The following is a 23,681-nucleotide window of genomic DNA, read 5'->3' as shown; positions in this document are numbered from 1 at the left end:
CCACGACCGGGCAAGCGTTATTTCCGGTCCGACATATCGAGAAGCGCCGCCATCCGCGCGACCTGAGGTGCGGCCGCAGCCTCGACGGCGGCCAGCATCGCGCGGTAGGCGGCCAGCACCTCTTGCCCTTCGGCAGTCAGCGTGGCCCCGCCCCCACCTGCCCCACCCCGGGCCGAGATGACAAGCGGCGCGCGAAACGCCGCGTTCATCTCCTCAACCAGGGCCCAGGCGCGCTTGTAACTCATCCCCAGCGCCCGGCCCGCGGCGGCGATGGAGCCGGACTCTTCAATCCGTGCAAGGAGTTCGCCCTTCCCCGGCCCGAAGACCAGCCGGTCACCGAACAGAAGCCGCAGACGCAGGGTGACGGGGTCGGACATGCGTCGCAGCATCGCGAGGCGGGCGGCTCCTGACAAGCCAATCCGAAAGAATTCGGTTGATTTCTTCATCCGAAATGTTTCGGATACCCACCAAAGGGGTTTGAGTCATGGCGACGCTGAAGGACATTGCCCGCGCGCTTGACCTGTCGATCACCCAGGTCAGCCGGGCGCTGAACGACCACTCCGACGTGAACGAGGCTACGCGCCTGCGGGTGAAGGCCACGGCACGGGCGATGAACTATCACCCCAACGCCTCGGCCCGGAAGCTGGTTTCGGGGCGGTCGGGGATGGTTGGACTGGTGGTCCCGAACTACCGCAACATCGGGCAGGACCGCATCTTCATGGAAGTGGTGGCCGGGCTCTCGACCCAGTTCTCGGGCCGGGGAATGCAGTTCGTGCTGCACATGATGGCCGAACACGAACCCGCATTGCCGGTCTACCAGAAGTTGATCGGCACCGCGATGCTGGACGGCTTCGTGCTGATCGACCCGATGGAGCACGACCCCAGGATCGACTTCCTGCGCAAGGCAGGAGTCTCTTTCGTGGTGCATGGCCGCAGCGGAAAGACCATCGACTATCCGTACTTTGACATTGCAAATGAACAGCTTGCCTATGACCTCACCGCCCACCTGACCCAACGGGGCCATCGGCGGATCGCTTTTCTGAACGGGCGCGCCGACCGGTCGTACGTGACCGTGCGCGAACAGGGCTACATCCGGGCGTTGCGCGACGGCGGCGGCGAAGCACTGCCGCACCTGCACCTGAACGGCGAAATGGACGAGGCGCACGGCCTGACCGACACGATCCGGCTCTTTTCCGGCGAGGCGCCGCGTCCCACCGCCATCGTCTGCGGCAACGTCCGGCTGGCGCGTGGAGTCTACCAGGGACTGGAGGCGCTGGGGCTGTCGGTGCCCGGCGATGTGTCGGTCGTGGCGCATGACGACGAACTGCCGGCCCTGCGCGCCTCGGCCTTTTTCCCCTCACTGACTGTCACCAAATCCCCGTTGCGCGACAGTTGGGAACCCTTGGCCGACTGCCTGGCCGGTGCAATCGAGGGCAAGCCGCTTGGAACGCTCCAACGGCTGGGCAGCTACAACTTCATCGAGCGCAATTCGGTTGCCCGCCTCTGAGCAACTCCCACACATTCGAATCGTTGACCGAAAGCGCTTTGGATACTATGTTTTCCGAAACGTTTCGGGAGGACCGGGCGTTTTTGCATTGTGAGACGGCACGCCACACCGGCGGCCTTTGGGAGGAAACCAAATGATCATCATGAAAGGCCGCGCACTTCGCGCGACCGCAACTGCAGCCATGCTCGCCGTCTTCGGCGCCCCGGTCGCTGCCGAAGAGCTGTTCTATGTCTCGGGCGCTGTCGGCAATGCGGTCGAAGACTTCAAGAAGATCGTCAAGCCGTGGGAAGAAGCCACCGGCAACACCGTGACGATGGTGCCGATGCCTGCCTCGACCACCGACCAGTTCGGTCAATACCGTCTGTGGCTGGCCGCCGGGGCAGCCGACATCGACCTTTATCAGACCGACGTGATCTGGGCACCGCAGCTCGCCGACCACTTCATCGACCTGACCGAGGCGGCCAAGGATCTTGCGCCGACCCATTTCCCCGCGATCATCGAATCGCAGACCGTGAACGGCAAACTGGTCGCCCTGCCGATCTTCACCGACGCGCCGGCTTTGTACTATCGCAAGGACCTGCTGGACAAGCACGGCAAGACGCCGCCGAAGACCTGGGCCGAACTGGCCGAAACCGCGAAGTTCATCCAGGACGCCGAGCGTGCCGAGGGCAAGGCCGACCTGTGGGGCTTCGTCTGGCAGGGCAATGCCTATGAGGGCCTGACCTGCAACGCGCTGGAGTGGGTCAAGTCCTTCGGCGGCGGCCAGATCGTCGAGCCGGATGGCACGATCAGCATCAACAACGAGAACGCCGCCGCCGCGATCGAGGCTGCGAAGTCCTGGGTCGGCACGATCAGCCCGGATGGCGTCCTGGCCTACCAGGAAGAAGAAGCCCGCGGCGTCTGGCAGACCGGCAATGCCGTCTTCATGCGCAACTGGCCCTATGCCTACGGCCTCGGCAACGGCGACGACTCGGCGGTCAAGGGCCTCTTTGCCGTGACCACCCTGCCCGTCGGCAAGGAAGGCGACACTTCGGCTGCGACGCTGGGCGGCTGGAACGTTGCCGTCTCCAAGTACTCGACCAAGCAGGAAGCCGCGATCAGCCTCGCGCTGTACCTCGCGGGTCCGGAAGCGCAGAAAGAGCGTGCCATCGTCGCATCGAACCTGCCGACCATCATGTCGCTCTACGATGACGCCGACATCGCCGCCGCGCAGCCGATCATCCCGCAGTGGAAGGACGTGTTCCTGAACGCCGTGCCGCGCCCCTCGGCGCCCACGCTGGGCAAGTACAACGAGGTTTCGGCCAAGTTCTGGTCGGCCGTCCACAACACGCTGTCGGGCAATGGCTCGGCCGCGGAGAACCTGGAACTGCTTGAGGTCGAACTGACCGACATCAAGGGGTCGGGCTGGTAAGTCCTCCCGGACCTGACTGACCCCAAGGCGGGCGGCTTCTGATACTCGCGGGGGCCGCCCGCTTCTACACTACCGGGTCTCGGAGGGGGACCCGGTCACGGGGAGGGACAAGATGACAACGAATTCCGGTGGGCTCAGCCTCGCCCAACAACGCCAACGCGCGGCCTTCTGGTTCCTTGCGCCGATGCTGGCGGCACTGTTCTTCGTGGCCGCCTGGCCGCTTCTGCGCACCATCTACTTCTCGCTGACCGACACGCTCTTGTCCGACCTTTACGGCGGCGAGTTCATCGGCTTTGACAATTACCTGTCGCTCCGCGTGCTGGAAAGCGGACGCTGGATCTGGCGCGGCACGCTGGTCGATCCGGCCTGGTGGAACGCGGTCTGGAACACGGTGCGCTTCGCCTTCGTCTCGGTCCTGTTCGAGACGATCCTGGGACTGATCGTCGCCCTTGTCCTGAACGCCGAATTCAAGGGCCGCGGCTTCGTGCGCGCGGCCATCCTGATCCCCTGGGCCATCCCCACCATCGTCAGCGCGAAGATGTGGGCCTGGATGCTGAATGACCAGTTCGGGATCATCAACGACATCCTTTTGAACCTTGGCCTGATCGACCAGAAGATCGCCTGGACCGCATCCGTTGACACCGCGATGTATGCCGTCCTGATGGTCGACATCTGGAAGACCACACCCTTCATGGCGCTTCTGATCCTCGCGGGCCTGCAGATGGTCCCCCGCGACATCTACGAGGCCGCGAAGCTGGACGGGGTCAACCCGGTCAAGGTGTTCTTCAAGATCACCCTGCCCCTGATCCGCCCCGCCCTGGCCGTCGCCATCATCTTCCGGATGCTGGACGCGCTGCGGATCTTCGACCTGGTCTACGTGCTGACGCCCAATTCAGCCGCCACCAAGACCATGTCCGTGATCAGCCGCGAGAACATGATCGACTTCGACAAGTTCGCTTACGGGGCCGCGCAGTCGACACTCCTCTTCGCGATCATCGCCGTCTTCGTCAGCCTGTATATCTGGCTAGGCAAGGTCGACCTTTCCGGGGAGGGCCAGAAATGACCGCGCAGAAACTCTTTTCCAACATCGCCTTCTACGCGCTTGTCGTGGTGATCGTCGTCTTCTCGGTCTTCCCCTTCTACTACGCGATCGTCACGTCGTTCGCGACCGGGACCGATCTTTTCCGGATCAACTACTGGCCCAAGTCCTTCGACTGGGGCAACTACGAGTCCGTGCTGGGCGGCCGCAACTTCGTGCGGTCGATCTGGAACTCGGTCTTCATCGCCACGACCACGGTCGTCTTCGCCCTCTTCCTCGCCGTCACCGCATCCTACGCCCTCGCGCGGGTGCGGTTCCGGGGGCGGGGCCTCCTCCTGATGATGATCCTGGCCGTGTCGATGTTTCCGCAGATCGCCGTGCTGGCGGGCCTCTTCGAGCTTGTCCGCTTCCTTGGCATCTTCAACACGCCCTACGCGATGATCATGTCCTACGTGATCTTCACCCTGCCCTTCACGGTCTGGGTCCTTACGACCTTCATGCGCGACCTGCCGGTCGAGATCGAGGAGGCCGCCATCGTCGACGGCGCCACCCCCTGGATCATCATCACCAAGGTGTTCCTGCCGCTCTTGTGGCCCGCTCTGGTGACGACCGGCCTTCTGGCCTTCATCGGCGCCTGGAACGAGTTCCTCTTTGCCCTGACCTTCACCAGTTCCGAGACGACCCGGACGGTTCCTGTGGCAATCGGCCTTCTGTCCGGCGCAAGCCAGCAGGAAATCCCCTGGGGTCCGATCATGGCGGCATCGGTCATCGTGACGGTCCCGCTGATCATCCTCGTCCTCATTTTCCAACGCAAGATCGTCGCGGGTTTGACCGCGGGCGGCGTGAAGGGCTGACATCATGGCAAAGATAGAACTGAAGAACGTTACCAAGTCCTACGGTGCCGTGCAGGTGATCAAGGGCATCGACCTGACCATCGAGAAGGGCGAGTTCATGGTCTTCGTCGGGCCTTCGGGCTGCGGCAAGTCCACCCTCCTCCGCCTGATCTCGGGTCTGGAGGAAATCACCACCGGCGACATGACCTTCGACGGGGAACGGGTGAACAACCTGATCCCGTCCAAGCGGGGCATCGCGATGGTGTTCCAGTCTTACGCGCTCTATCCGCACATGAAGGTCTACGACAACATGGCCTTCGGGATGAAGCTGGACAAAACCAGCCCCGAAGAGATCAGGAAACGCGTCGAATCCGCAGCCAAGCTTCTGCAGATCGACCACCTCCTCGACCGCCTGCCAAAACAGTTGTCCGGCGGCCAGCGCCAGCGCGTCGCCATCGGCCGCGCCATCGTCCGCGACCCGCGCGTGTTCCTTTTCGATGAACCCCTGTCCAACCTCGACGCCGCCCTGCGCGTCCAGACCCGGCTGGAAATCGCAAAACTCCACCACTCCATGTCCAATGTCACGATGATCTACGTGACCCACGACCAGGTAGAGGCGATGACCCTCGCCGACCGGATCGCCGTCCTGCGCGACGGCAAGCTGGAACAGGCGGGCACCCCGGCGGAACTGTACGAACACCCGAACTCGTTGTTCGTTGCAGGTTTCATCGGCAGCCCGAAGATGAACTTCCTGACCGGGAAATTCGCCGAAGCCGAACGCTGCACCACGCTGGGCGCGCGGTCGGAACATATCGAAGTGGTGGACAACGGCCCCTGGTCGGGCGAAGTCCTGCACGTCGAGGACCTGGGGTCCGACCACTATCTCTTCGTCGAGATCGGCAGTGACGAGCCCGTCATCGTCCGCCGCCCCGGCAAGGCCAATATCGCGGTCGGCGCGCAAGTGTCGCTCGCCCCACAACCCGGCCATCTCTACCGCTTCGACGCGGACGGCAGGCCGATCCAGTAAGCCAAGACCCGCGCGCCTTGGGGCAGGCCCGGGGCGCGCGCAAGCAATTGAAGGAGACTACCCATGACCATCCGAGTCACCGTTTGGGGCGAGAACGTCCACGAGCAGAAGAACAAGGTGGTGGCCGAGGTCTACCCGAAGACCATGCACGGCACGATCGCCGAATTCCTGAACAAGGAGGACGGCATCACCGCCTCCGCCGTCACCCTGCAGGACCCGGAACACGGGATGACCGCGGCAAAGCTGGCCGAAACCGACGTCCTGATCTGGTGGGGCCATGCCGCCCACGGCGACGTGAAGGACGAGATCGTCGAGCGTGTCGCCGAGGCCGTCTGGTCCGGCATGGGGGTGATCTTCCTGCACTCCGCCCACTTCTCGAAGCCCTTCAAACGCCTGATGGGCGCACCCTGCAACCTCTCCTGGCGCGAGGCCGGAGAGCGTGAACGCCTTTGGGTCACCTCGCGCCAGCACCCCATCGCACGCGGCATCCCGGACCATTTCGAGATCGAATACGAAGAGATGTATGGCGAGCCGTTCGGCGTCCCCGAACCGCTGGAAACCGTCTTCGTCAGCTGGTTCCAGGGCGGCGAGGTGTTCCGCTCCGGCCTGACCTACCGCCGCGGCGCGGGCAACATCTTCTACTTCCGCCCGGGGCACGAGACCTATCCGACCTACCACCAGCCGCTGGTGCAGAAGGTGATCTGCAACGGCGTCCGCTGGGCCTTCAACCCCGAGGCGCGGCTGGCCGGACCCACCGACGCCCCGAACACCCCGGTGGCCAAATCGCTGGAACCGCTGGAAGAACGCGGACCGCGCCTCCACCATGACGGCGAGGCTGGATACCGCTGATGCAACCCGTCCGCATCCTGATTCTGGGCACCGGCGGCATGGCGCGAAACCATGCCGAAGCCTTCGCGGCAATCCCCGGCGTCACCCTTGTCGCCGGGATCGACACCCGCGCCGAACAGCTTGCCGCCTTTCAAAAGGCGCACAACATCCCCAACGGCTTTGCTTCGGTGCAAGAGGCCATCGCCTGGGGTGAGTTCGACGCCGTGACCAACGTCACCCCCGACGCGGCCCATTACGCGACGACCCTGCCCTTCCTCGCGGCCGGAAAGCATGTCCTTTGCGAAAAGCCGCTGGCGACCAACGCCGCCCATGCCGAGGAGATGGCCGCCGCCGCCGCCACGGCGGGCGTGGTGAACATGGTCAACCTCAGCTACCGCAACGTCCCGGCGCTGCAACATGCCGCGCAGATGGTGCGGGACGGGGCCATCGGCACGATCCGGCATTTCGAGGCGTCCTACCTGCAAAGCTGGCTCACCCAGCCCGCCTGGGGCCATTGGGACAAGGAGCCGCAATGGCTCTGGCGCCTCTCGACCAAGCACGGCTCCAAGGGAGTGCTGGGCGACGTCGGCATCCACATCCTCGATTTCGCCACCTTCATCGCCGGAATGGATGCGACGCAGGTTTCCTGCCTTCTCCAGACCTTCGACAAGGCACCCGGCGGGCAGATCGGCGAGTACGTTCTGGACGCCAACGACAGCGCGACGATGCAGGTTCGGCTGGCCAATGGCGCACTTGGCACCGTGGCCGCGACCAGGTTTGCCACCGGTCACCTCAACGACCTCCGCCTGCGGCTTTACGGCCAGACCGGCGGCCTGGAAGTCACCTTCGAGAAAGCCGTCAGCCACCTCCGCGCCTGCCTCGGCGACGACATCCAGACTGGCACCTGGCAGGACGTCGACTGCCCGCCCGTCCCCACGATCTACCAGCGCTTCGTCGCCGCGATCCGGGGCGAAGGTCCCGCCGACCCCGACTTCGCACGTGGGGCAGCCCTGCAGCGGCTTTTGGACAAGGCCGTGGACTCGGCCGATCAGGACGGCAGGCTTCTGGTGGTCTGACAACGGCCGGGGCGGGACCAGATCCTGCCCCGGAACCCAGTTTCAACGCTTGTTTACTGGCACAGCGCCGGGCTTTGCTGACAGGCCCTCCAACGCGATTTCACCGCCAACATCCCGGCCCCGGATCAAAAAGCCCGGCGTCTGAATCTCGGGGTGATCCGCCACCCAGTCGCGGAAGCGGTCGTTGCTCACGATGCGCGCCCCGAACTCCCGGGCGGTCTGCAAAAGGTACGGGTCAGCCTGCGTTCCCTTCGCTACCACCAACACCTGCCGCGCTTCCAGCCCCAGAAGCTGTGCGAAATCTCCGTCGTGCAGATACCGCCCGGCCAGCTTCCACCCGGCGTTGGCATCGAACACCACCCCTGGCACGTAGCCGCGCGCCCGCACCAGATCGACCACCTTCCGAACGGCCTCCAGCCGGGGCGCATTGTCCTGCCAATGCATCACGTTCGACCCGTCGATAAGCACCCAGTCTTCCTCGACCAGGCGCGTCGCAGGGCGGACCAGACGCCAGAGTTTGGGCAGCAGGAACAGGCCCAGCAGAAGCAAAAGCAGCGCCAGAGACAATGTAACCTCGGTGCCCAGACTGGACGCGACGGGCTCCGCCGGAAGCTCGACCCGAATCGTCTTGAAATCGGTCAGCGGAAAGAAAAACGCCACCATGCCCGCCCCTCACCCCATCCTGGCTAGCCGGCCAGCAGCGCCTTCACGCGCGCGGTGAAATCCTCGCCCCGCTTCTCGAAGTTCGGGTACTGGTCGAAGCTTGCCGCCGCCGGGGCCAGAAGCACAACCTCGCCCGCCTCGGCCTCTGCGGACGCCCGCGCCACCGCCCGGTCCATCGTCTCGCAGATCTCGTGCGGGGTGTCGCCAAGCTGCAGGGCAAAGTCGCGTGCGGAGTGGCCGATGAGGTAGGCCTTCACCACCGACCCCAGCACCGGTTTCAGCGCGGCAATGCCGCCGTCCTTGCCCAGTCCCCCGGCGATCCAGCGGATCTTCGGGAAGGCCTGCAGCGCTTTGGCCGCCGAGTCCACATTGGTGGCCTTCGAGTCGTTGACGAACCGCACCCCGGCCCGCTCCCCGACCAACTGGCTGCGGTGCGGCAACCCGGCAAAGGAGTGCAGCGCCGCCTCGATCAGCTTCGGGGCCAGACCCAGCGCCCGACAGGCCGCATAGGCCGCGCAGGCGTTCTGGTGGTTGTGGGCGCCCGGCAGACCCTTCACCTCGCGCAGGTCGATCGAGGCCACCTGCCGCCCCTTCCGCCATTCCGCCAGGAACCCCTTGCGGGCAAAGACCGACCAGCCAAAATCGTCCAGCTTCTGCCCGGACGAAATCCGGATCACCCGGTCATCCTGCGGCCCCTGCGCCAGCGCATTGGCCAGGAAGCGCCCCTCGACCTCATCGACGCCAATCACCGCCCGGTCCGGCCCGCCCAGCGTGAAAAGCCGCGCCTTGGCCGCGAAGTAACCGCCCATCCCGTCATGCCGGTCCAGGTGATCGGGTGACAGGTTGGTGAAGACCGCCACGTCCGGCGTCAACGCGCGGGCCAGTTCGGTCTGGTAGGAGGACAGTTCCAGCACCACCACCTCGCCATCGACGGGCGGGTCGATGGACAGCACGCCCTTGCCGATGTTGCCCGCCATCTGCGCAGGCTTGCCCGCCGCCTCAAGGATATGGTGGATCAGCGCCGTCGTCGTCGACTTGCCGTTCGAGCCGGTCACCGCCACGATCTTTGGCGGGGTCTCCATCTCGGTCCACTCATCGCTGGCGGCACTTTGGAAGAACAGGCCGATGTCGTTGTCGACCGGAATTCCCAGCTCCAGCGCGCGGGCGATGACGGGGTTCGGCGTGGGGTAAAGATGCGGGATGCCGGGCGAAGTCACCAGGCAGGCCACCCCTTCCAGCGCCATCTGGCGGGTCAGGTCGGTCAGCGCGAACCCTTCGGCCTCGGCCTTGGCCCGCGCTTCGGGGCTGTCGTCCCACAAAAGCGGCTCCGCCCCCCCGGCAGCCAGGGCCGCCGCCGTCGCCAGCCCCGACCGGCCCAGCCCAAGGACCGCGACCTTCTGCCCGTTGTAGCCCTTTACCGGGATCATGCGCCTGCCCTCCGTTTTCCGGCACAGGGATAGGCGACCGCGCGGCAAAGGGAAAGAGGAGCCGCTTCCGCTGGCCGCGTCACCTGCTAGTCTGCCCGGACGCCACGGAGGCCGCGCCTTGCAGACCATGCCTGTCTTTCCCCGGGCCGAGACCCGCTTCGGCCCGATGTTCACGCTGCAGGGCGACACCGTCATCGGCCGGTCTCTGCGGCTTTACGGCGAGTTTGCGGGGGATGAGGTCGACAGCATCCTCGCCCTGACCCGACCCGGCGACCAGGTGCTGGACCTTGGTGCCAACATCGGCTTTCACACGCTGGCCCTCGCCCGCACCGCCGGCCTGCAAGGCCGGGTCACCGCCATCGAGCCGCAGCGCTACTGCTTCCAGCTCCTCTGTGCCAACGTCACGCTGAACCAGCTGCCGCAGGTCCACTGCCTTCGTGCCGCCGTGGGCGACGAACCCGGCACCTGCGCCGTGCCGCTGCACGACCCCACGTCCCGGCACAATGCCGGTGCGACCGAGGTTTCCCGGGACGCAGGGCCGCAGACCGACAGCATGCCCCTGATCACGCTGGACAGTCTGGACCTGCCGCGCTGCGACCTGATCAAGGTGGATACCGAGGGTTTCGAAGACCGCGTGATTGCGGGCGCTCTGGCCACCCTCACACGCTGCCGCCCGATCCTTTACATCGAGGTCCACGACCGCGAGAAGCTCCAGCGGCTCGTCGGCCAGCTGAAACCCTTGGGCTACAGCCTGACGCTGCATCACACGCGTTTTTATCGGGCGACGAACCCGCAAGGCGAAGGCGCGCAGATCTTTACCCCAACGGCCGGAGGAAGCGCGCTGATCGCCCTGCCGCAAGGCCGAACCCTGCCCGAGGGCCTGCCGGGAGAGCTTCGGCCAATCGGCTGAAGTTCAGGCGTAGGGTGGGCGATATCGCCCACCCTACCCCCTCAACGGACTTTCAGCGTGGCAAGGCCGATCATCGCCAGGATCAGGCTGATGATCCAGAACCGGATCACGATCTGCGGCTCGGCCCAGCCCTTCTTCTCGAAGTGGTGGTGGATCGGCGCCATCAGGAATATCCGCTTTTTGGTGCGCTTGTAATAAAGCACCTGGATGATCACCGACAAAGCCTCGACGACGAACAACCCGCCGACGATGGCCAGAACGATCTCGTGCTTGGTGCAGACCGCGATGGCGCCCAGCGCGCCGCCCAGGGCCAGCGATCCGGTATCGCCCATGAACACCGCTGCCGGAGGGGCGTTGTACCACAGAAAGCCAAGGCCCCCGCCGAACAGGGCGGCGGCGAAGATCAGAAGTTCGGATGTGCCGGGAACGTAATGCACGTCCAGGTACTGGGTAAAGTCGACCCGGCCCACCGCATAGGCGATGATCCCCAGCGTGCCGCCCGCGATCATCACCGGCATGATTGCCAGCCCGTCAAGACCGTCGGTCAGGTTCACCGCATTCGCAGCACCCACGATCACGATCATCCCGAAGGGCACGAAGAAGACGCCCATGTTCAGGAGGGTGTCCTTGAAGAACGGAAACGCCAGCTGGTTGGTCAGCTCTGGCGGGTGGAACTGCGCCGCCGCATAGGCCGCCAGCAACGCGATCAGCAGGCCCAGGCCCATGCGCACCTTGCCCGAGACGCCCTTGGTGTTCTGCTTGGTGACCTTGGCATAATCATCGGCAAAGCCGATCAGCCCGAAGGCCAGCGTCACCAGGATCACGATCCAGACGAAGGGATTGTCCAGTCGCGCCCAAAGCATCGTCGAGACCATCAGCGCCGACAGGATCAGAAGACCCCCCATTGTCGGCGTCCCGGCCTTGGACAGGTGCGACTGCGGACCGTCGTCTCGGATCGGCTGGCCCTTGCCCTGCTTTCGGCGCAGCAGGTCGATCAGCGGGCGGCCGAAGAGAAAGCCGAAGATCAGCGCGGTGGTGAAGGCTCCGCCTGCCCGGACGGTGATGTAGCGGAAAAGGTTGAAAACCCCGCCGCCATCGGAAAACTCGGCAAGCCAGTAAAACATCTAGACGGTCCCTTCTCTCGGGCTCGCGGCCTGCCCCATTTTCCGCAGAACGTCAACGACGAGGCTGACCTTCGATCCCTTGGAGCCTTTGACCAGCAGGATGTCCCCTGCATCGATCAGGCTGCGCACCCGCGGCGCCAGCTCCTGTGCCGTCTCGACCCATTCGCCGCGCTGTTGGCGTGGCAGGGCCGCGTGAAGCGCCTTCATCCGCGGCCCGACGCAATGGATCACGTGGATGGCGGCCAGCCCCGGATGCTGCGCGATGGCGGCATGCAACGTGCCCTCGGTCGGGCCCAGTTCCAGCATGTCGCCCAGCACCGCGATCCTCCGGCCGCCGCCGACGCGGCCGATCCCGTCCACGGGCTTTGCGGCGATCAGCACATCCAGCGCCGCCGCCATCGATGCGGGGTTGGCGTTGAAGGCGTCGTCGATCAGGTCGAAAAACGTCTCCTCGACGATGTCCAGCGTGATCCGCTCGCGCTGGCCTCGCCCCGCGGGCGGCATCCAGCGGCCAAGGTCATGCGCCGCGATCATCGGGTCGGCCCCCAGCGCCTCGGCCACCGCCAGCGCACCCAGCGCGTTCAGCGCGAAGTGGCGACCGGGAGAGGACACCTTGTAAAGCATCGGCTCACCCCGGCGGCTGGCCTGGCAGACCGTCGCCTCGTCCGTGATCTGCGCCGATAGAAGGCGGTAGTCCGCACCCTCGGTCGCACCGAAGGCGACGGGACGCGCCCCAACCGCCCCGGCCTTGGCCTGCAGGATCGGCGTCGTCGCGATATCCGCGTTGAAGACCGCCACGCCGCCCGAGGTCAGCCCGTCGAAGATCGACGCCTTTTCATGCGCAATGCCCTCGACGCTGTCGAAGGCCTCCAGATGCGCCGGGGCCACCGTCGTGACCATCGCCACGTCCAGCCTTGCCAGCCGCGCCAGAGGGGCGATCTCGCCGGGGTGGTTCATCCCGATCTCGATCACTGCGAAATCGGCGTCCTGCGGCATCCGCGCCAGTGTCAGCGGCACGCCCCAGTGGTTGTTGTAGCTGGCCTCGGCCGCATGGGTCTTGCCCTGGCCCGAAAGAATGGCCCGCAGCATCTCCTTGGTCGAGGTCTTGCCGACCGACCCGGTGACGCCCACCACCTTCGCAGTGGTCCGCGCCCGGGCAAAGGCGCCCAATGCCTCCAGTGCCTGCAAGACGTCGGGGACGATCAGCAGCGGCGCGTCCGCGGCCACTCCGTCCGGAATGCGGCTGACAAGTGCCGCCGCCGCCCCCTTTTCCAGCGCCTGTGCGACAAACTCATGCCCGTCGCGCACGTCCTTCAACGCGACGAAAAGATCGCCCGGTTGCAGCGTCCGCGTGTCGATCGAGACACCCGAGGCGGCCCAGGCCTTCGTCACCTGCCCGCCCGTCGCCTGCGCCGCGTCCAAGGAGGTCCACAGCATCAGATCACCCCATCCAGCGCGGCCACGGCGACGCTGGCCTGTTCCACGTCGTCGAAGGGATAGACGTCCGTCCCGATGATCTGCCCGCTCTCGTGGCCCTTCCCGGCAATCAGCAGCGCGTCACCCGGCAGCAGCGCATCCACTGCCCGCAGGATCGCCTCGGCCCGGTCGCCGACCTCGTTCGCCTCGGGGCAGGCTGCAAGGATCGCGGCGCGTATGCTGCCTGGATCCTCGGTCCGCGGATTGTCGTCGGTCACATACAGCACATCGGCATGAGCCTGCGCCGCAGCACCCATCAGGGGCCGCTTGGTCCGGTCCCGGTCACCGCCTGCGCCAAAGACGACGATGATCCGCCCCATCACATGCGGCCGCAGCGCGCGCAGCGCCGTCTCGATCGCATCCGGAGTATGGGCATAGTCCACATAGACCGCCGCCCCGTTCTTCCGCGTCGCCGCCAGCTGCATCCGGCCGCGCACCCCCGTCAGCCGCGGCAGCATGCCCAGCACCGCTTCCGGAGCATCCCCGGCCGCAATCGCCAACCCCGCCGCCACCGCGACGTTCTCGGCCTGAAAGGCCCCGATCAGCGCCAACCGGGTCTGGAACGCGCGCCCCTGCCACAGATACCGCACCTCCTGGCCCGTCGGATCGGGGCGCGTCGCGGCGATCTGCAGATCCGCCCCCTGCCCCTTGCCCACGGTCAGCACCCGCAGGCCGCGGCCCAGCGCCAGCTCCGCCATCTCTGACCCCTTGGCCCCGTCCAGGTTGACCACCGCCACCGCGTCTTCGGGCAAAAGGCGGGTGAACAGCTGCGCCTTGGCCTCGAAATAGGCCTCCATCGTGCCGTGATAATCGAGGTGATCCTGCGTCAGGTTGGTGAAGCCACCCGCGCGCAGCCGCACCCCGTCCAGCCGCCGCTGGTCGATCCCGTGGCTGGACGCCTCCATCGCCGCATGGGTCACGCCGCCTTGCGCCGCTGCCGCCAGCAGCTTTTGCAAGGTCACCGGGTCCGGCGTCGTGTGGCCAGAGGGAGCGGTCCAGGCCCCCTCGATCCCCGTGGTGCCGATATTGATCGCCTCATGGCCCAGCGCGGCCCAGATCTGCCGGGTGAAGGTCGCCACGGACGTCTTTCCGTTGGTCCCCGTCACCGCCACCATCACCTCGGGCTGGGCGCCGAACCACAGCGCAGCGGCACAGGCCAAAGCGGCCCGAGGGTCCTCGGCCACGACCAGGGCCACGTCGGTATCAGCCAGCACCTCCGCGGCCAGCCGCGCGCCCGTCGCGTCGGTCAGCACCGCCGCGGCGCCCTGCTCCAAAGCCGTCCCGATGAATTGCGCGCCATGCACCGCCGTCCCCGGCAGGGCGGCAAACAGCATCCCCGCCCGCACCGCGCGGCTGTCCGCCGTCACCCCCGACAGCGCAGGGTCGCGACCGGCTCGGGCCGTCAGCCCAAGATCGGATAGCCGTGTCGCACGCGGTGCCATCTGAAACCCCCGTCAGTTGCTGGCGGCAGTTACCGCATCCACGGCGACAGGTTCAAGCTTGGGTCGCAACCCCATCAGCGGAGCGACGCGACGGATGATCTCGGAGGCGACCGGCACCGCCGTCCAGCCCGCCGTCCGCCGCGTCTCGGACAGGGTGTCGTCCTGCGGTTCGTCCAGGGTCACAATCAGCACGTATTGCGGGTTGCTGGCCGGGAAAACCGAGGCGAACGTGTTCACCACCTTGTCGTCATAATAGCCGCCGGTCTTCTTCGGCTTGTCCGCCGTCCCGGTCTTGCCCGCGACCTCATAGCCCGGCACATCGCCCAAGGACGCCGTCCCTTCCGTCACCACGCGGCGCAGCATCGCGACCGAGTCGAACGCGGTCTTCTCGCTCATCACGCGGACGCCGGTCGTCGGCCCCTCGCGCTTCAGCAGTGTCGGCTTGATCGCCACCCCGCCGTTGGCAATCGCCGCATAGGCCGCCGCCAGGTGCAAGGGCGAGGCAGACATGCCGTGGCCGTAGGAGGTGGTGATGGTGACGATCTCGGGCCATTTCTTCGGAATCAGCGGCCGCGCACCGGGGGCTTCGATCAGCTCGACCGGCGTCGGCTCGAAAAAGCCGAGCGATTTCAGGAACGCCTGCTGCCGCAAGGGCCCGATCATCAGCGCGATATGCGCGGTGCCGACGTTCGAGGATTTTGCAATCACGTCGCTGACCGACAGGAGGGGACCGTAGTTCTTGCCCTCGAATTCCTTGATCTTGTGGCGGCCCCACTGCATCGGGGCATTTGCATCCACCATTGTCTCGGGTCCGACCAGACCCAACTCCATCGCCTGCGCGGTGGCAAAGATCTTGAAGGTCGAGCCAAGCTCGTAGACCCCCTGCACGGCGCGGTTGAACAGGGGGCTGTCGCCCGGCTCGGCAGTCTTGTCGACGATGGGCGTCGGCCTGTCATTCGGATCGAAGGTCGGCAGCGAGGCCAGCGCCAGGATCTCGCCCGTGCGCGCATCCATCAGGATCGCCGCCGCGCCCTTGGCGTTCAGCATGCTCATGCCGGCGTAAAGCACTTCCTCGATGGTGGATTGCAGCGTCAGGTCGATCGACAGCGTCAGGGGCTTGCCGCCCTGCGCCGGATCGCGCAGCCGCGCATCCATCGCCTTTTCGATCCCCGCCACACCGATCACCTCGGCGGAATGGACGCCTTCCGCACCAAAAGAGCTGCCGCCAAGGATATGGGCGGCCAGCATCCCGTTCGGGTAAAGCCGCATCTCGCGCGGGCCGAACAGGAGGCCCGGATCGCCGATCTCGTGCACCTTCTGCATCTGCTCTGGCGACAGGACCTTTCGGATCCAGACGAAGCTGCGCCCGTCGGTAAAGCGCCGCTGCAGGGCCGCCGGGTCCAGTTCAGGGAAGATTTCCGCCAGCTTCACCGCGGTTCCCTTGGGGTCGACCATAACCTTGGGATGCGCGTAAAGCGCGTGCGTCGTGATGTTGGTGGCCAGGACCCGGCCGTTGCGGTCGGTGATGTCGGCGCGTTGAGCGATGATCTCGGCACCGGGGGCACTGGCGCGCGGCTCCATCGGCTCGGTCGCCGCCATCAGCCCCATGCGGGCCCCAATCGCCCCGAAGGCGATCACGAAGCTGGCGCACAGAATCAGAAGGCGAAACTGCGCCCGACCCCGCGCCCGTTCCCGGATCGCCTCGTGGCGGAGCTTCAGGTTTTCCTTCTCGATGGTGTCGGGGTTCAACCCTTCCTGCCGGGCGTGCAGGATCCGGGCCAGCGGGCGAAGCGGGGTCCGCATCACAATCCCTCCGCGTCTGTGGTGATCGTGCCCTGGACGTCCTCGGTAAAGCTGACGTCGGGCAATTTCGCGCGCGGATAGGCCACCTGAGCCGCCGCACCGAACTGGCTTGGCTCCATCGGCAACAGACCCAGCCGGTCGAAGTTCGCCGTCGCAAGGTCGCGCAGCCGGTCGGGGCGGTTCAGATAGGCCCATTCCGCGCGTTGCACCGTCAGCGCCTCGTGCAGTCCGACGATCTGGCGCTGCAGCGCCTCGACCTCTTTCAACGCGCCCTGCGTCGCATAGTTCTCGCGGTAGGCCCAGAAACCCAGGGCAATCAGCGCCAGAAAGGACATCACATACAATACGGGGCGCATCTAGCGGCGTCCTTTCTTCTGGATTTCCGGCAGGCCAAGCTCTGCCGGTGCAAGCGTCAGTGCCGGGGCATCGGTGCGCCGCCCGACCCGCAGCTTGGCCGACCGCGCACGGGGATTGCGTGCCACTTCGACATCGTCCGGGGCCACAGCCTTGCGGGTGACCATCTCGAACCGCGCCGTGGTGTCGACCTTGGCCGGGGCATAGCGGTTGGCGTTGGACTCCTGCCCCGAGGCCAGCTGGAAGAACCGCTTCACGATCCGGTCCTCAAGGCTGTGGAACGTCACCACCGCCAGCAGGCCCCCCGGCTTCAGCGCCCGTTCGGCCGCGTTCAGTCCATCGGCGAGTTCCTGGAATTCGGTGTTCACCGCGATGCGGATCGCCTGGAAGCTGCGGGTCGCGGGATGGCTTTGCCCCGGCTTCGGACGCGGCAGGCATTTCGACACGATCTCGGCCAGCTTCGCCGTGGTCTGGATCGGTTCCACCGTCCGCGCCAGCACGATGGCATGGGCGATGCGCCGGGACGCCCGTTCCTCGCCATAGTGGTACAGGATATCGGCCAGCACGCCCTCGTCCGAGGTGTTCACCAGATCCGCGGCGGACGGCCCGGACTGGCTCATCCGCATATCCAGCGGGCCGTCCCGCATGAAGGAAAATCCGCGTTCCGCCTGGTCCAGCTGCATCGAGCTCACGCCAAGGTCCAGCACCACCCCGTCCAGCGGCTCACCGGCCAGACCATCCAGGTCCGAGAACGTCCCCGCCACCAGCCGCAGCCGATCGCCATAGGGTGCAGCCCAGTCCGCAGCCATCTGCAACGCCAGTGGATCGCGGTCCACACCGATCACCCGGTCGGCCCCCGCCGCAAGCAGCGCCCGCGTGTAGCCCCCCGCGCCCAGAGTGCCGTCAAGCCAAAGGCCCCGAACCGGGGCACACTCACGCAGGATCGTCTCGATCAGGACCGGGATATGGGGATCATCGGACGTCGGACTTGGCATTGGGCGGCCTGGCAGCGGACCCTTCATCTGCTACCCTGCCCGCTTGTGCCGCCCGACAAGCGTCAGCGGGTCGATGTCGTCCTCGTCGTCCTCGGCAAGCTCGGCCTCATAGACCTCGCGGCGATACAGCCGGAAGCGGTTGGTGAAACCGGCAAAGGCGACCTCGCCGCCGCTTGCCAGATCATCCGCCTGAAATCCCATCTTTTCCCGCACCTGCGGCGGCAGGACGATGCGTCCCTCGCCATCGACCTCGACCATCACCGACCGGCTGATCAGGTCACGCTCGGCGCGGGTCCGCTCTTTCGAGCCAAGCTCCATCGTCTCGATATCCTCGGCCAGCCGGTCGGCACCAAGCTTGGAGTAGCACTCCACGAAGTTCCGGGATTTGCCGCCGTAGATCATGTAAAGCCGGGGACGCTGGCTGTTCGAGGCCAGCGGATCATCGGCCAGCAGAATGGCGCGAAAGGCCGCCGGGATCGAGACCCGCGCCTTCCCGTCTACCTTCTGGTAGAACTCGCCTCTGAACGCCTCTGCCATCGCCTGGCCTTTTCAAATCCAAGTCAAACCCATGCGATGAAATGAAAAAGGCGGACCGGGTTGCTGCCACTACCCGATCCGCCGCTGTCCCATCGCTGGGCGTCCAGCTACGCTTGCCACCTGGGGGAGATGCTGCTCGCATGCGCGCCGGATCTCTGTACGCCGATGAAAGGGGCTGCCTGTATGAAGCTGCCTTACGCCTTGTTCGGGGTCTTTAGTCCGCCCCTGACTTTGTCTTGCCCATCTCATCGTCGTGAGCTGAACTTGCATGGGATTTCATGGGAAAGCAAGGGAAATGTTGGGTTCTGAGGGGCATGATCTTGTGCCAGAGGGGTCCGAAACCCAGCATCTTGTGCCCGTGGCAGGTGGCTGACTTCAACCTCTAGACAGAAACCGCCCCAGACTCCGCTACATCTTGTGTCTGCGTCACAAGGGATGACAGTCCCGTGATCTCCCAAGTCCCCGCGTGTCGGACCATGTCTGCAAAGAAATCACGCCGCGATCCCACGGAATCTGCCCGAATCCATGCCATCGAAACAGCTATGAACCGCCCTTTCCCACGATTTCCCGTGCCCTGTGATTCGAAAAGCGCACCCGCTTCTGATGCGGATCAAGCTACCCGGTCAGCCCGCCCTCTCAGGCGCGACCGAACAAAAGCCGCAGGTAGCGTTCCAGATGGTCGAACGCCGCACGCGCGGGGGCGGCATCGTTCAACGCCTTGGCCAGGATGATCCCGCCTTGCGTGGCGATCTGGAACTGTTGCGCAAGGCTTTCGGCCGTCACCCCTGGCACCGGATGCGCCGCCAGCGCCGCCTCCAGATGCGGCTGCACATGCGCAAAGCCCGAACGGATGCTCCGTTCGGCCGCCTCGCGGATCGGAGGCGAGCTTTCGTACGTCTCCTGCACCGTGGTCCCCGCCACGCAGGAGAAATCAAGCAGCGGCTGGCCCAGAAGCTCGCGCCGCAGATCGATATAGCCGAAGACCCGGTCCAGGGGATCGGGCAGCGTGTTGTAGGGGTGGGCTGCGAACATCGCGCCGGTCATCACCGTCCAATCCTCGACCAGTGCGACGCCCAAGGCCTCCTTCGAGGCAAAGTGGTGAAAGAACGCGCCCTTCGTCACCCCCGCAGCCGCGCAAAGGTCATCGACCGACGTGGCCGCAAAGCCCCGCTGACGGATCAGGCTCCGCGCGGCATCGATCAGCCGCGCCCGTGCTTCGCCGCGGGGCACGCGGGTCAAAGTCGACAATCTGTCACCACCACACTCATGACCCCTTGTCCCAAAGAGCGGGATCGGGTGTCAACACCGCCCATTTCAGTCCGTACGGATCAGCAAGCAGGCCCCAGGTATCGCCCCAGAACTGCCGCTCGAAGGGGGCGACCACCGTGCACCCCGCGCCGAGGGCCCGGTCCCACCAGACCTGACCGTCGGGCACCACCAATTGCAGATGGCCCCGCGGCATCGGGTTTCCGGCACCATCTACCCCGGACATGCCGCCCTCGTCGGTCAGCATCAGCGCGCCGCCATTGATCTCGACCTGAAGATGCATGAACTTGCCGGGTCGGTCGGGATAGGGCATCCGCCCGATATCCTTTGCTCCGAATGCCCTCCCGTAGAAATCCGCAGCCTCGCCCGCCTTCCCGGGCAGGGCGAAATAGGGGATCACGCCCTTCATCACCCGGTCGTCGGGGCGGTAGCGTTGGTCGGCTGGAATATCGTCCATCTTCTCCTCCTGTCAGAAACTGCCGGTGCGCATCGCCCCGGCGGGTGTGTAGGTCGAGATGATCACGCCCGAGGGCGCAGGCCGGCTGGAGACCAGCTTCAACCCGCTCGGCTCGACCAGATCCGAGTAGATCCGCTTGCCCCGACCGATCAGCACCGGGAACACCAGCAGCACGACCTCATCCGCCAACTGCTCGGCGATCAGAAGCGGCGTCAGCGTCGAACTGCCCCAGACGATCAGATCCGGTCCGCCCGCCGCCTTGACCCTGCGGACGCCCGCCGCGATGTCCGGCCCCAGGCTTTCGACCGGCCCCCAGGCCAGGCTTTCCGGACGGTGGGTCGCCACGAACTTGGCCGCCCCGTTCAGGCTGTCAGCCATCGGGCCGGACTGCTTTGGCCAATAGCCCGCAAAGATGTCATAGGTCTTGCGGCCCAATAGCAGGTCAAACCCCTGCCCCTGCGACCCGACGATGGCGGCGCCCACCGCGTCGTCATGCTCCGGAAAGCCCCAGCCGCCGTGGGTGAACCCGTTCGAGCGGTCCTCCTCCGGCCCGCCCGGCCCCTGGATGACACCGTCCAGCGAGATATGCTCGATGATCCTGATCTTCCGCATGTCAGTCTCCTTTCCAAACGGTTCCGCCTGCCGCTTATCCGGACGACGTCAGCGGGACCGGAAACGAATGGTGCTCGTGTTCCACAATCCACCGCCCATCGACGCGCCGCAGACCCATCGTCAGGCGGCCCGCCGGGGCGTCATCGGTGGTGCAGCGCAGCAAAGCCCGGACCCAGGCCACATCCGGCCCGGCAACGATGTGGGTCTCCAGAAGTTCGAACCGGCGCGAGCCTGCATCCCCGAAGTACAGCGTCCAGGTGTCGCGGTAAGCGTCGATGCCCTTGGCTTGCAGCGGTTCGGGCACGTCGAACATCACGATCTCCGCACTGCGCCCGCTGACCGCGCCCTCCAGATCATGCGCCCGGACCGACGCGGCCCAGGCGTCCAGCATGTGCGTGATCTCGGCCTCGGCGCTCATCCGCGGGCTGCGGCATAGACGGTGGCGATGTCGATCTTGCCCATCTGCATCACCGCCGCCAGCGCCTTCCCCGCGCGGTCCTTGTCCGGGGCGGTCATCAGGTCGTACACAAGCTGCGGCACCACCTGCCAGGACAGGCCACAGCGGTCCTTCAGCCAGCCACAGGGTCCGTGGCTGCCCCCACCCGCCGCCAGGGCCTCCCACAGCCGGTCGGTTTCTGCCTGATCGGGCGTCAGAACCGAAACCGAGACGCATTCCGACAGCGGGAACATCGGCCCCGCATCAAGGATCTGGTAGGGCACGCCATTCAGGCGAAAATCCACCACCTCGAAGAAGGAATTGCCGTCCGGTCCGCCGTTATTGCTCGAATACGAGCTCTCCACCCGGCTGTTCGGGATCAGGCTGCAATAGAACTCCGCCGCCTCGTGGCCCCTGCCGTTGAACCAAAGCACCGTGCGAATGTCATGGGTCATCTCGTCTCCTCCCGTTGGAACCAGCCGTCTTGAAGCGACTCACCTTGGATAGGATAAAAATACCGACCAGTTGGTATGTAATCAACGAAAATTAGTCCGCAAAAGAAAAACCCGCCACGAGGGCGGGTTTCTGGCCAGCCATCTATGTGGAAAAGGTCAGCTCATCCCGCCCGCGATCAGCCGGTCGGCCAGCGCCAGGTAGGGCGCGGCCAGCGGACCATCCGTCGCCGCAATCGGCGTCCCGCTGTCCCCCGCCACCCGCACATCCAGCGCCAGTGGCAGTTCCCCCAGGAACGGCAGGTCCAGCTTGCGCGCCTCGGCCGCCACACCGCCGTGGCCGAAGATATGGCTCTCATGCCCGCAGTTCGGGCAGACGTAAGTGGACATGTTCTCGACCAGTCCCAGCACCGGAGTCTTCAGCTTGGAAAACATGTCCAGCGCCTTGCGCGCATCCAGCAGCGCCACGTCCTGCGGCGTCGAAACCACGATGGCCCCGGTCAGCTGGGTCCGCTGGCACAGCGTCAGCTGCACATCCCCCGTCCCCGGCGGCAGGTCGATGATCAGGACGTCCAGCTTGCCCCAGGCCACCTGCCCCAGAAGCTGCTGCAGTGCCCCCATCAGCATCGGCCCGCGCCAGACGACAGCCTCGTCCTCCTTCAGCATCAGGCCGATCGACATCATCGTCACGCCATGCGCGATCAGCGGCTCGATGATCTTGCCGTCCGGAGACGAGGGCCGCTTCGACACCCCCATCATCTTCGGCTGCGACGGCCCGTAGATGTCGGCATCCAGCAAACCGACGCGCCGCCCCCTCCGCGCCAGGGCCACCGCCAGGTTCGACGCCACCGTCGATTTGCCCACGCCACCCTTGCCCGACCCGACCGCGATGATCCGGTCGATCCCCGAGATCTTCTGCGGCCCCCCCTGCTGCGGAGTCGGGTGCTGCCCGATCTTCAACGTAGGAGGTGCCGCCTTCGCCGCCGGCCCATGTGCCGTCATCACCACCTGCACCGAGGTCACCCCGGGCAACGCCTTCAGCTTGGTCTCCGCCTCGGCCTGGGCCGGCCCCAGCGCCCGCGCCTCGTCGGGCGTCGGCGCCTCGATCACAAAGCGCACCACACCCGCCTCGACGGTCAGGGCCCGAATCAGATCCCGACCGACAAGGTCGCCCCCGCCGGGGTGCCCGACCCCCGCCAAGACGCCCATCACTAGGTCCCGATCCACCGCCATCGTTTCAACTCCGCTGAAGATTTGCACTAAGGTCGTAGCGTTTCACCGCAAGGGCAAGGTCCGTTGACCAAATGCTCAAAAATTCGGCGAAGACCTTGGTAAATCATGACATTTCCGTGACCTGAGCCATGCATTTGCTGCATGGCAGCATTGCCGAGACCCGCTATTGTGCATCTGCAGCATGAGGTCCATGTTACCCCTAACAGCGCGACAGAACGTTGCTGACCTAACCGAAGAGGCTTGAGTAACATGGCTTATGTGAACACCAACTCCATTGCCCGCAAGGGTTTCGCTGACCGCCTGGCACATCTGAAGGACGTCGTCCTGAACGCGATCAACCAGCGCCGTGTCTACGCCCAGACTGTGGCCGAACTGAATGCCCTGACCGACCGCGAGCTGACCGACCTCGGCATTTCGCGCCTCGGGATCGCCGATATCGCCCGCGAGGCGGCCTACGGCAAATAAGTTTCGTCCGGGTCCGTCCTCCTCCCTGGACCCGTGACGACTGCGGCGATGCCCGCCCTCCTCCCTGGGCAAAGCCGCACCTTCTTCGGACCGAAAGGTCCAACCTGATCGGACGCCTCTCCTCCTCCCTGGCGTCTGGTACTACGGCGGTGCCAACCTCCTCCCTGGTGCCGCCGCACAGACCATCCCAAGGCCCCACCCTCCTCCCGGGGCCGACAGGATCAGCGACGGTGCCAACCCTCCTCCCTGGCATCGTCGCCCCCATTCCGGGCCGCAAAGGCCTGAACGACATCGGGCGCCCACCCTCC

The 23,681-nt window shown here is 65.7% G+C and carries 25 protein-coding genes; 9 read left to right on the top strand and 16 right to left on the bottom strand.

Annotation, left to right across the window (positions count from 1 at the left end):
• Positions 1-17: 17 nt before the first annotated feature.
• Positions 18-377, bottom strand: a complete 360-nt coding sequence (locus Q0C42_RS10255) for a LysR family transcriptional regulator (RefSeq protein WP_295074839.1) — start codon at positions 375-377, stop codon at positions 18-20.
• Positions 378-484: 107 nt separating this feature from the next.
• On the opposite strand from Q0C42_RS10255, the gene Q0C42_RS10250 reads away from it, so the two are divergent.
• From Q0C42_RS10250 to Q0C42_RS10220, 7 genes are all read left to right on the top strand, one after another.
• Positions 485-1,507: a substrate-binding domain-containing protein gene (locus Q0C42_RS10250; protein WP_295074836.1), complete on the top strand. Its 1,023-nt coding sequence runs from the start codon at positions 485-487 to the stop codon at positions 1,505-1,507.
• Between the two features lie 133 nt (positions 1,508-1,640).
• The gene (locus tag Q0C42_RS10245) at positions 1,641-2,918 is read left to right on the top strand and encodes an ABC transporter substrate-binding protein (RefSeq protein WP_295074833.1); all 1,278 of its coding nucleotides are present in this window, start codon (positions 1,641-1,643) and stop codon (positions 2,916-2,918) included.
• Positions 2,919-3,030: 112 nt separating this feature from the next.
• Positions 3,031-3,981: a carbohydrate ABC transporter permease gene (locus Q0C42_RS10240; RefSeq protein ID WP_295074830.1), complete on the top strand. Its 951-nt coding sequence runs from the start codon at positions 3,031-3,033 to the stop codon at positions 3,979-3,981.
• On the top strand, positions 3,978-4,811 hold the full coding sequence (locus tag Q0C42_RS10235; RefSeq protein ID WP_295074827.1) for a carbohydrate ABC transporter permease: 834 nt from the start codon (positions 3,978-3,980) through the stop codon (positions 4,809-4,811). Before Q0C42_RS10240 ends, Q0C42_RS10235 begins: the two co-directional genes overlap by 4 nt.
• A gap of 4 nt (positions 4,812-4,815) precedes the next feature.
• Positions 4,816-5,817, top strand: a complete 1,002-nt coding sequence (locus tag Q0C42_RS10230) for an ABC transporter ATP-binding protein (RefSeq protein ID WP_295074824.1) — start codon at positions 4,816-4,818, stop codon at positions 5,815-5,817.
• A 63-nt stretch (positions 5,818-5,880) separates the two neighbouring features.
• Entirely contained in the window at positions 5,881-6,666 is a 786-nt protein-coding gene (locus Q0C42_RS10225) for a ThuA domain-containing protein (RefSeq protein ID WP_295074821.1), read from the top strand.
• Positions 6,666-7,721: a Gfo/Idh/MocA family oxidoreductase gene (locus Q0C42_RS10220; RefSeq protein WP_295074818.1), complete on the top strand. Its 1,056-nt coding sequence runs from the start codon at positions 6,666-6,668 to the stop codon at positions 7,719-7,721. The genes Q0C42_RS10225 and Q0C42_RS10220 overlap by 1 nt, the downstream gene beginning before the upstream one ends.
• A 42-nt stretch (positions 7,722-7,763) precedes the next feature.
• Here Q0C42_RS10220 and Q0C42_RS10215 read toward each other — a convergent pair whose 3' ends face one another.
• Entirely contained in the window at positions 7,764-8,384 is a 621-nt protein-coding gene (locus Q0C42_RS10215) for a hypothetical protein (protein ID WP_295074815.1), read from the bottom strand.
• A 23-nt stretch (positions 8,385-8,407) separates the two neighbouring features.
• Complete coding sequence (gene murD / locus Q0C42_RS10210; RefSeq protein ID WP_295074812.1) at positions 8,408-9,811, bottom strand: UDP-N-acetylmuramoyl-L-alanine--D-glutamate ligase; 1,404 nt, start codon at positions 9,809-9,811, stop codon at positions 8,408-8,410.
• 127 nt (positions 9,812-9,938) lie between these two features.
• Between murD and Q0C42_RS10205 the strand changes: the two genes are divergently transcribed.
• The gene (locus Q0C42_RS10205) at positions 9,939-10,721 is read left to right on the top strand and encodes an FkbM family methyltransferase (protein ID WP_295074809.1); all 783 of its coding nucleotides are present in this window, start codon (positions 9,939-9,941) and stop codon (positions 10,719-10,721) included.
• A 41-nt stretch (positions 10,722-10,762) separates the two neighbouring features.
• Here the strand turns inward: Q0C42_RS10205 and mraY are convergent, their stop codons facing one another.
• From mraY to Q0C42_RS10140, 13 genes are all read right to left on the bottom strand, one after another.
• A complete protein-coding gene (mraY, locus tag Q0C42_RS10200) occupies positions 10,763-11,845 on the bottom strand; it encodes a phospho-N-acetylmuramoyl-pentapeptide-transferase (protein WP_295074806.1) in 1,083 nt (360 codons plus the stop codon).
• Positions 11,846-13,282 carry a UDP-N-acetylmuramoyl-tripeptide--D-alanyl-D-alanine ligase gene (murF, locus tag Q0C42_RS10195; RefSeq protein ID WP_295074803.1) on the bottom strand — a complete coding sequence of 479 codons (1,437 nt, stop codon included), beginning with the start codon at positions 13,280-13,282 and terminating at the stop codon, positions 11,846-11,848.
• Positions 13,282-14,763: a UDP-N-acetylmuramoyl-L-alanyl-D-glutamate--2,6-diaminopimelate ligase gene (locus tag Q0C42_RS10190; RefSeq protein ID WP_295074800.1), complete on the bottom strand. Its 1,482-nt coding sequence runs from the start codon at positions 14,761-14,763 to the stop codon at positions 13,282-13,284. The genes murF and Q0C42_RS10190 overlap by 1 nt, the downstream gene beginning before the upstream one ends.
• 12 nt (positions 14,764-14,775) lie before the next feature.
• Positions 14,776-16,569 carry a penicillin-binding protein 2 gene (locus tag Q0C42_RS10185; RefSeq protein WP_295074797.1) on the bottom strand — a complete coding sequence of 598 codons (1,794 nt, stop codon included), beginning with the start codon at positions 16,567-16,569 and terminating at the stop codon, positions 14,776-14,778.
• On the bottom strand, positions 16,566-16,922 hold the full coding sequence (locus Q0C42_RS10180; RefSeq protein ID WP_295074794.1) for a cell division protein FtsL: 357 nt from the start codon (positions 16,920-16,922) through the stop codon (positions 16,566-16,568). Before Q0C42_RS10180 ends, Q0C42_RS10185 begins: the two co-directional genes overlap by 4 nt.
• Entirely contained in the window at positions 16,923-17,915 is a 993-nt protein-coding gene (gene rsmH / locus Q0C42_RS10175; RefSeq protein WP_295074791.1) for a 16S rRNA (cytosine(1402)-N(4))-methyltransferase RsmH, read from the bottom strand.
• A gap of 30 nt (positions 17,916-17,945) precedes the next feature.
• Positions 17,946-18,452: a division/cell wall cluster transcriptional repressor MraZ gene (locus Q0C42_RS10170; protein WP_295074789.1), complete on the bottom strand. Its 507-nt coding sequence runs from the start codon at positions 18,450-18,452 to the stop codon at positions 17,946-17,948.
• 636 nt (positions 18,453-19,088) lie between these two features.
• Entirely contained in the window at positions 19,089-19,700 is a 612-nt protein-coding gene (locus Q0C42_RS10165; protein WP_295074787.1) for a TetR/AcrR family transcriptional regulator, read from the bottom strand.
• 16 nt (positions 19,701-19,716) lie between these two features.
• Positions 19,717-20,175: a glyoxalase/bleomycin resistance/extradiol dioxygenase family protein gene (locus Q0C42_RS10160; protein ID WP_295074785.1), complete on the bottom strand. Its 459-nt coding sequence runs from the start codon at positions 20,173-20,175 to the stop codon at positions 19,717-19,719.
• Between the two features lie 12 nt (positions 20,176-20,187).
• The gene (locus Q0C42_RS10155; RefSeq protein WP_295074783.1) at positions 20,188-20,787 is read right to left on the bottom strand and encodes a dihydrofolate reductase family protein; all 600 of its coding nucleotides are present in this window, start codon (positions 20,785-20,787) and stop codon (positions 20,188-20,190) included.
• 34 nt (positions 20,788-20,821) lie between these two features.
• Positions 20,822-21,205: a nuclear transport factor 2 family protein gene (locus Q0C42_RS10150; protein ID WP_295074781.1), complete on the bottom strand. Its 384-nt coding sequence runs from the start codon at positions 21,203-21,205 to the stop codon at positions 20,822-20,824.
• Positions 21,202-21,678 (bottom strand): VOC family protein, encoded by a 477-nt coding sequence (locus tag Q0C42_RS10145; RefSeq protein ID WP_295074779.1) that lies wholly within the window; start codon positions 21,676-21,678, stop codon positions 21,202-21,204. Before Q0C42_RS10145 ends, Q0C42_RS10150 begins: the two co-directional genes overlap by 4 nt.
• A gap of 156 nt (positions 21,679-21,834) precedes the next feature.
• Positions 21,835-22,908 carry an Mrp/NBP35 family ATP-binding protein gene (locus tag Q0C42_RS10140; RefSeq protein ID WP_295075326.1) on the bottom strand — a complete coding sequence of 358 codons (1,074 nt, stop codon included), beginning with the start codon at positions 22,906-22,908 and terminating at the stop codon, positions 21,835-21,837.
• Between the two features lie 249 nt (positions 22,909-23,157).
• Between Q0C42_RS10140 and Q0C42_RS10135 the strand changes: the two genes are divergently transcribed.
• Positions 23,158-23,373, top strand: coding sequence for a DUF1127 domain-containing protein (locus tag Q0C42_RS10135; RefSeq protein ID WP_295074777.1), 216 nt, complete (start codon positions 23,158-23,160; stop codon positions 23,371-23,373).
• Positions 23,374-23,681 lie beyond the last annotated feature (308 nt).

Origin of the sequence: Tabrizicola sp. (genome assembly GCF_022842145.1) — a bacterium.
Classification (GTDB): Bacteria; Pseudomonadota; Alphaproteobacteria; order Rhodobacterales; family Rhodobacteraceae; genus Tabrizicola.
Note: the sequence above shows the minus strand (reverse complement) of the source record. Positions and strands in the feature narration are given on the sequence as shown.

Coding starts and splice junctions, on each gene's coding strand:
- Q0C42_RS10205 (WP_295074809.1), top strand. CDS start 9,939: ATGCCTGTCTTTCCCCGGGCCGAGACCCGCTTCGGCCCGATGTTCACG.
- murF (WP_295074803.1), bottom strand. CDS start 13,282: ATGCTGTGGACCTCCTTGGACGCGGCGCAGGCGACGGGCGGGCAGGTG.
- Q0C42_RS10215 (WP_295074815.1), bottom strand. CDS start 8,384: ATGGTGGCGTTTTTCTTTCCGCTGACCGATTTCAAGACGATTCGGGTC.
- Q0C42_RS10235 (WP_295074827.1), top strand. CDS start 3,978: ATGACCGCGCAGAAACTCTTTTCCAACATCGCCTTCTACGCGCTTGTC.
- Q0C42_RS10160 (WP_295074785.1), bottom strand. CDS start 20,175: ATGGACGATATTCCAGCCGACCAACGCTACCGCCCCGACGACCGGGTG.
- Q0C42_RS10225 (WP_295074821.1), top strand. CDS start 5,881: ATGACCATCCGAGTCACCGTTTGGGGCGAGAACGTCCACGAGCAGAAG.
- Q0C42_RS10145 (WP_295074779.1), bottom strand. CDS start 21,678: ATGACCCATGACATTCGCACGGTGCTTTGGTTCAACGGCAGGGGCCAC.
- Q0C42_RS10190 (WP_295074800.1), bottom strand. CDS start 14,763: ATGGCACCGCGTGCGACACGGCTATCCGATCTTGGGCTGACGGCCCGA.
- Q0C42_RS10220 (WP_295074818.1), top strand. CDS start 6,666: ATGCAACCCGTCCGCATCCTGATTCTGGGCACCGGCGGCATGGCGCGA.
- Q0C42_RS10140 (WP_295075326.1), bottom strand. CDS start 22,908: ATGGCGGTGGATCGGGACCTAGTGATGGGCGTCTTGGCGGGGGTCGGG.
- Q0C42_RS10230 (WP_295074824.1), top strand. CDS start 4,816: ATGGCAAAGATAGAACTGAAGAACGTTACCAAGTCCTACGGTGCCGTG.
- Q0C42_RS10240 (WP_295074830.1), top strand. CDS start 3,031: ATGACAACGAATTCCGGTGGGCTCAGCCTCGCCCAACAACGCCAACGC.
- Q0C42_RS10170 (WP_295074789.1), bottom strand. CDS start 18,452: ATGGCAGAGGCGTTCAGAGGCGAGTTCTACCAGAAGGTAGACGGGAAG.
- murD (WP_295074812.1), bottom strand. CDS start 9,811: ATGATCCCGGTAAAGGGCTACAACGGGCAGAAGGTCGCGGTCCTTGGG.
- Q0C42_RS10250 (WP_295074836.1), top strand. CDS start 485: ATGGCGACGCTGAAGGACATTGCCCGCGCGCTTGACCTGTCGATCACC.
- Q0C42_RS10245 (WP_295074833.1), top strand. CDS start 1,641: ATGATCATCATGAAAGGCCGCGCACTTCGCGCGACCGCAACTGCAGCC.
- Q0C42_RS10155 (WP_295074783.1), bottom strand. CDS start 20,787: ATGCGGAAGATCAGGATCATCGAGCATATCTCGCTGGACGGTGTCATC.
- Q0C42_RS10180 (WP_295074794.1), bottom strand. CDS start 16,922: ATGCGCCCCGTATTGTATGTGATGTCCTTTCTGGCGCTGATTGCCCTG.
- rsmH (WP_295074791.1), bottom strand. CDS start 17,915: ATGCCAAGTCCGACGTCCGATGATCCCCATATCCCGGTCCTGATCGAG.
- Q0C42_RS10135 (WP_295074777.1), top strand. CDS start 23,158: ATGGCTTATGTGAACACCAACTCCATTGCCCGCAAGGGTTTCGCTGAC.
- Q0C42_RS10255 (WP_295074839.1), bottom strand. CDS start 377: ATGTCCGACCCCGTCACCCTGCGTCTGCGGCTTCTGTTCGGTGACCGG.
- Q0C42_RS10150 (WP_295074781.1), bottom strand. CDS start 21,205: ATGAGCGCCGAGGCCGAGATCACGCACATGCTGGACGCCTGGGCCGCG.
- mraY (WP_295074806.1), bottom strand. CDS start 11,845: ATGTTTTACTGGCTTGCCGAGTTTTCCGATGGCGGCGGGGTTTTCAAC.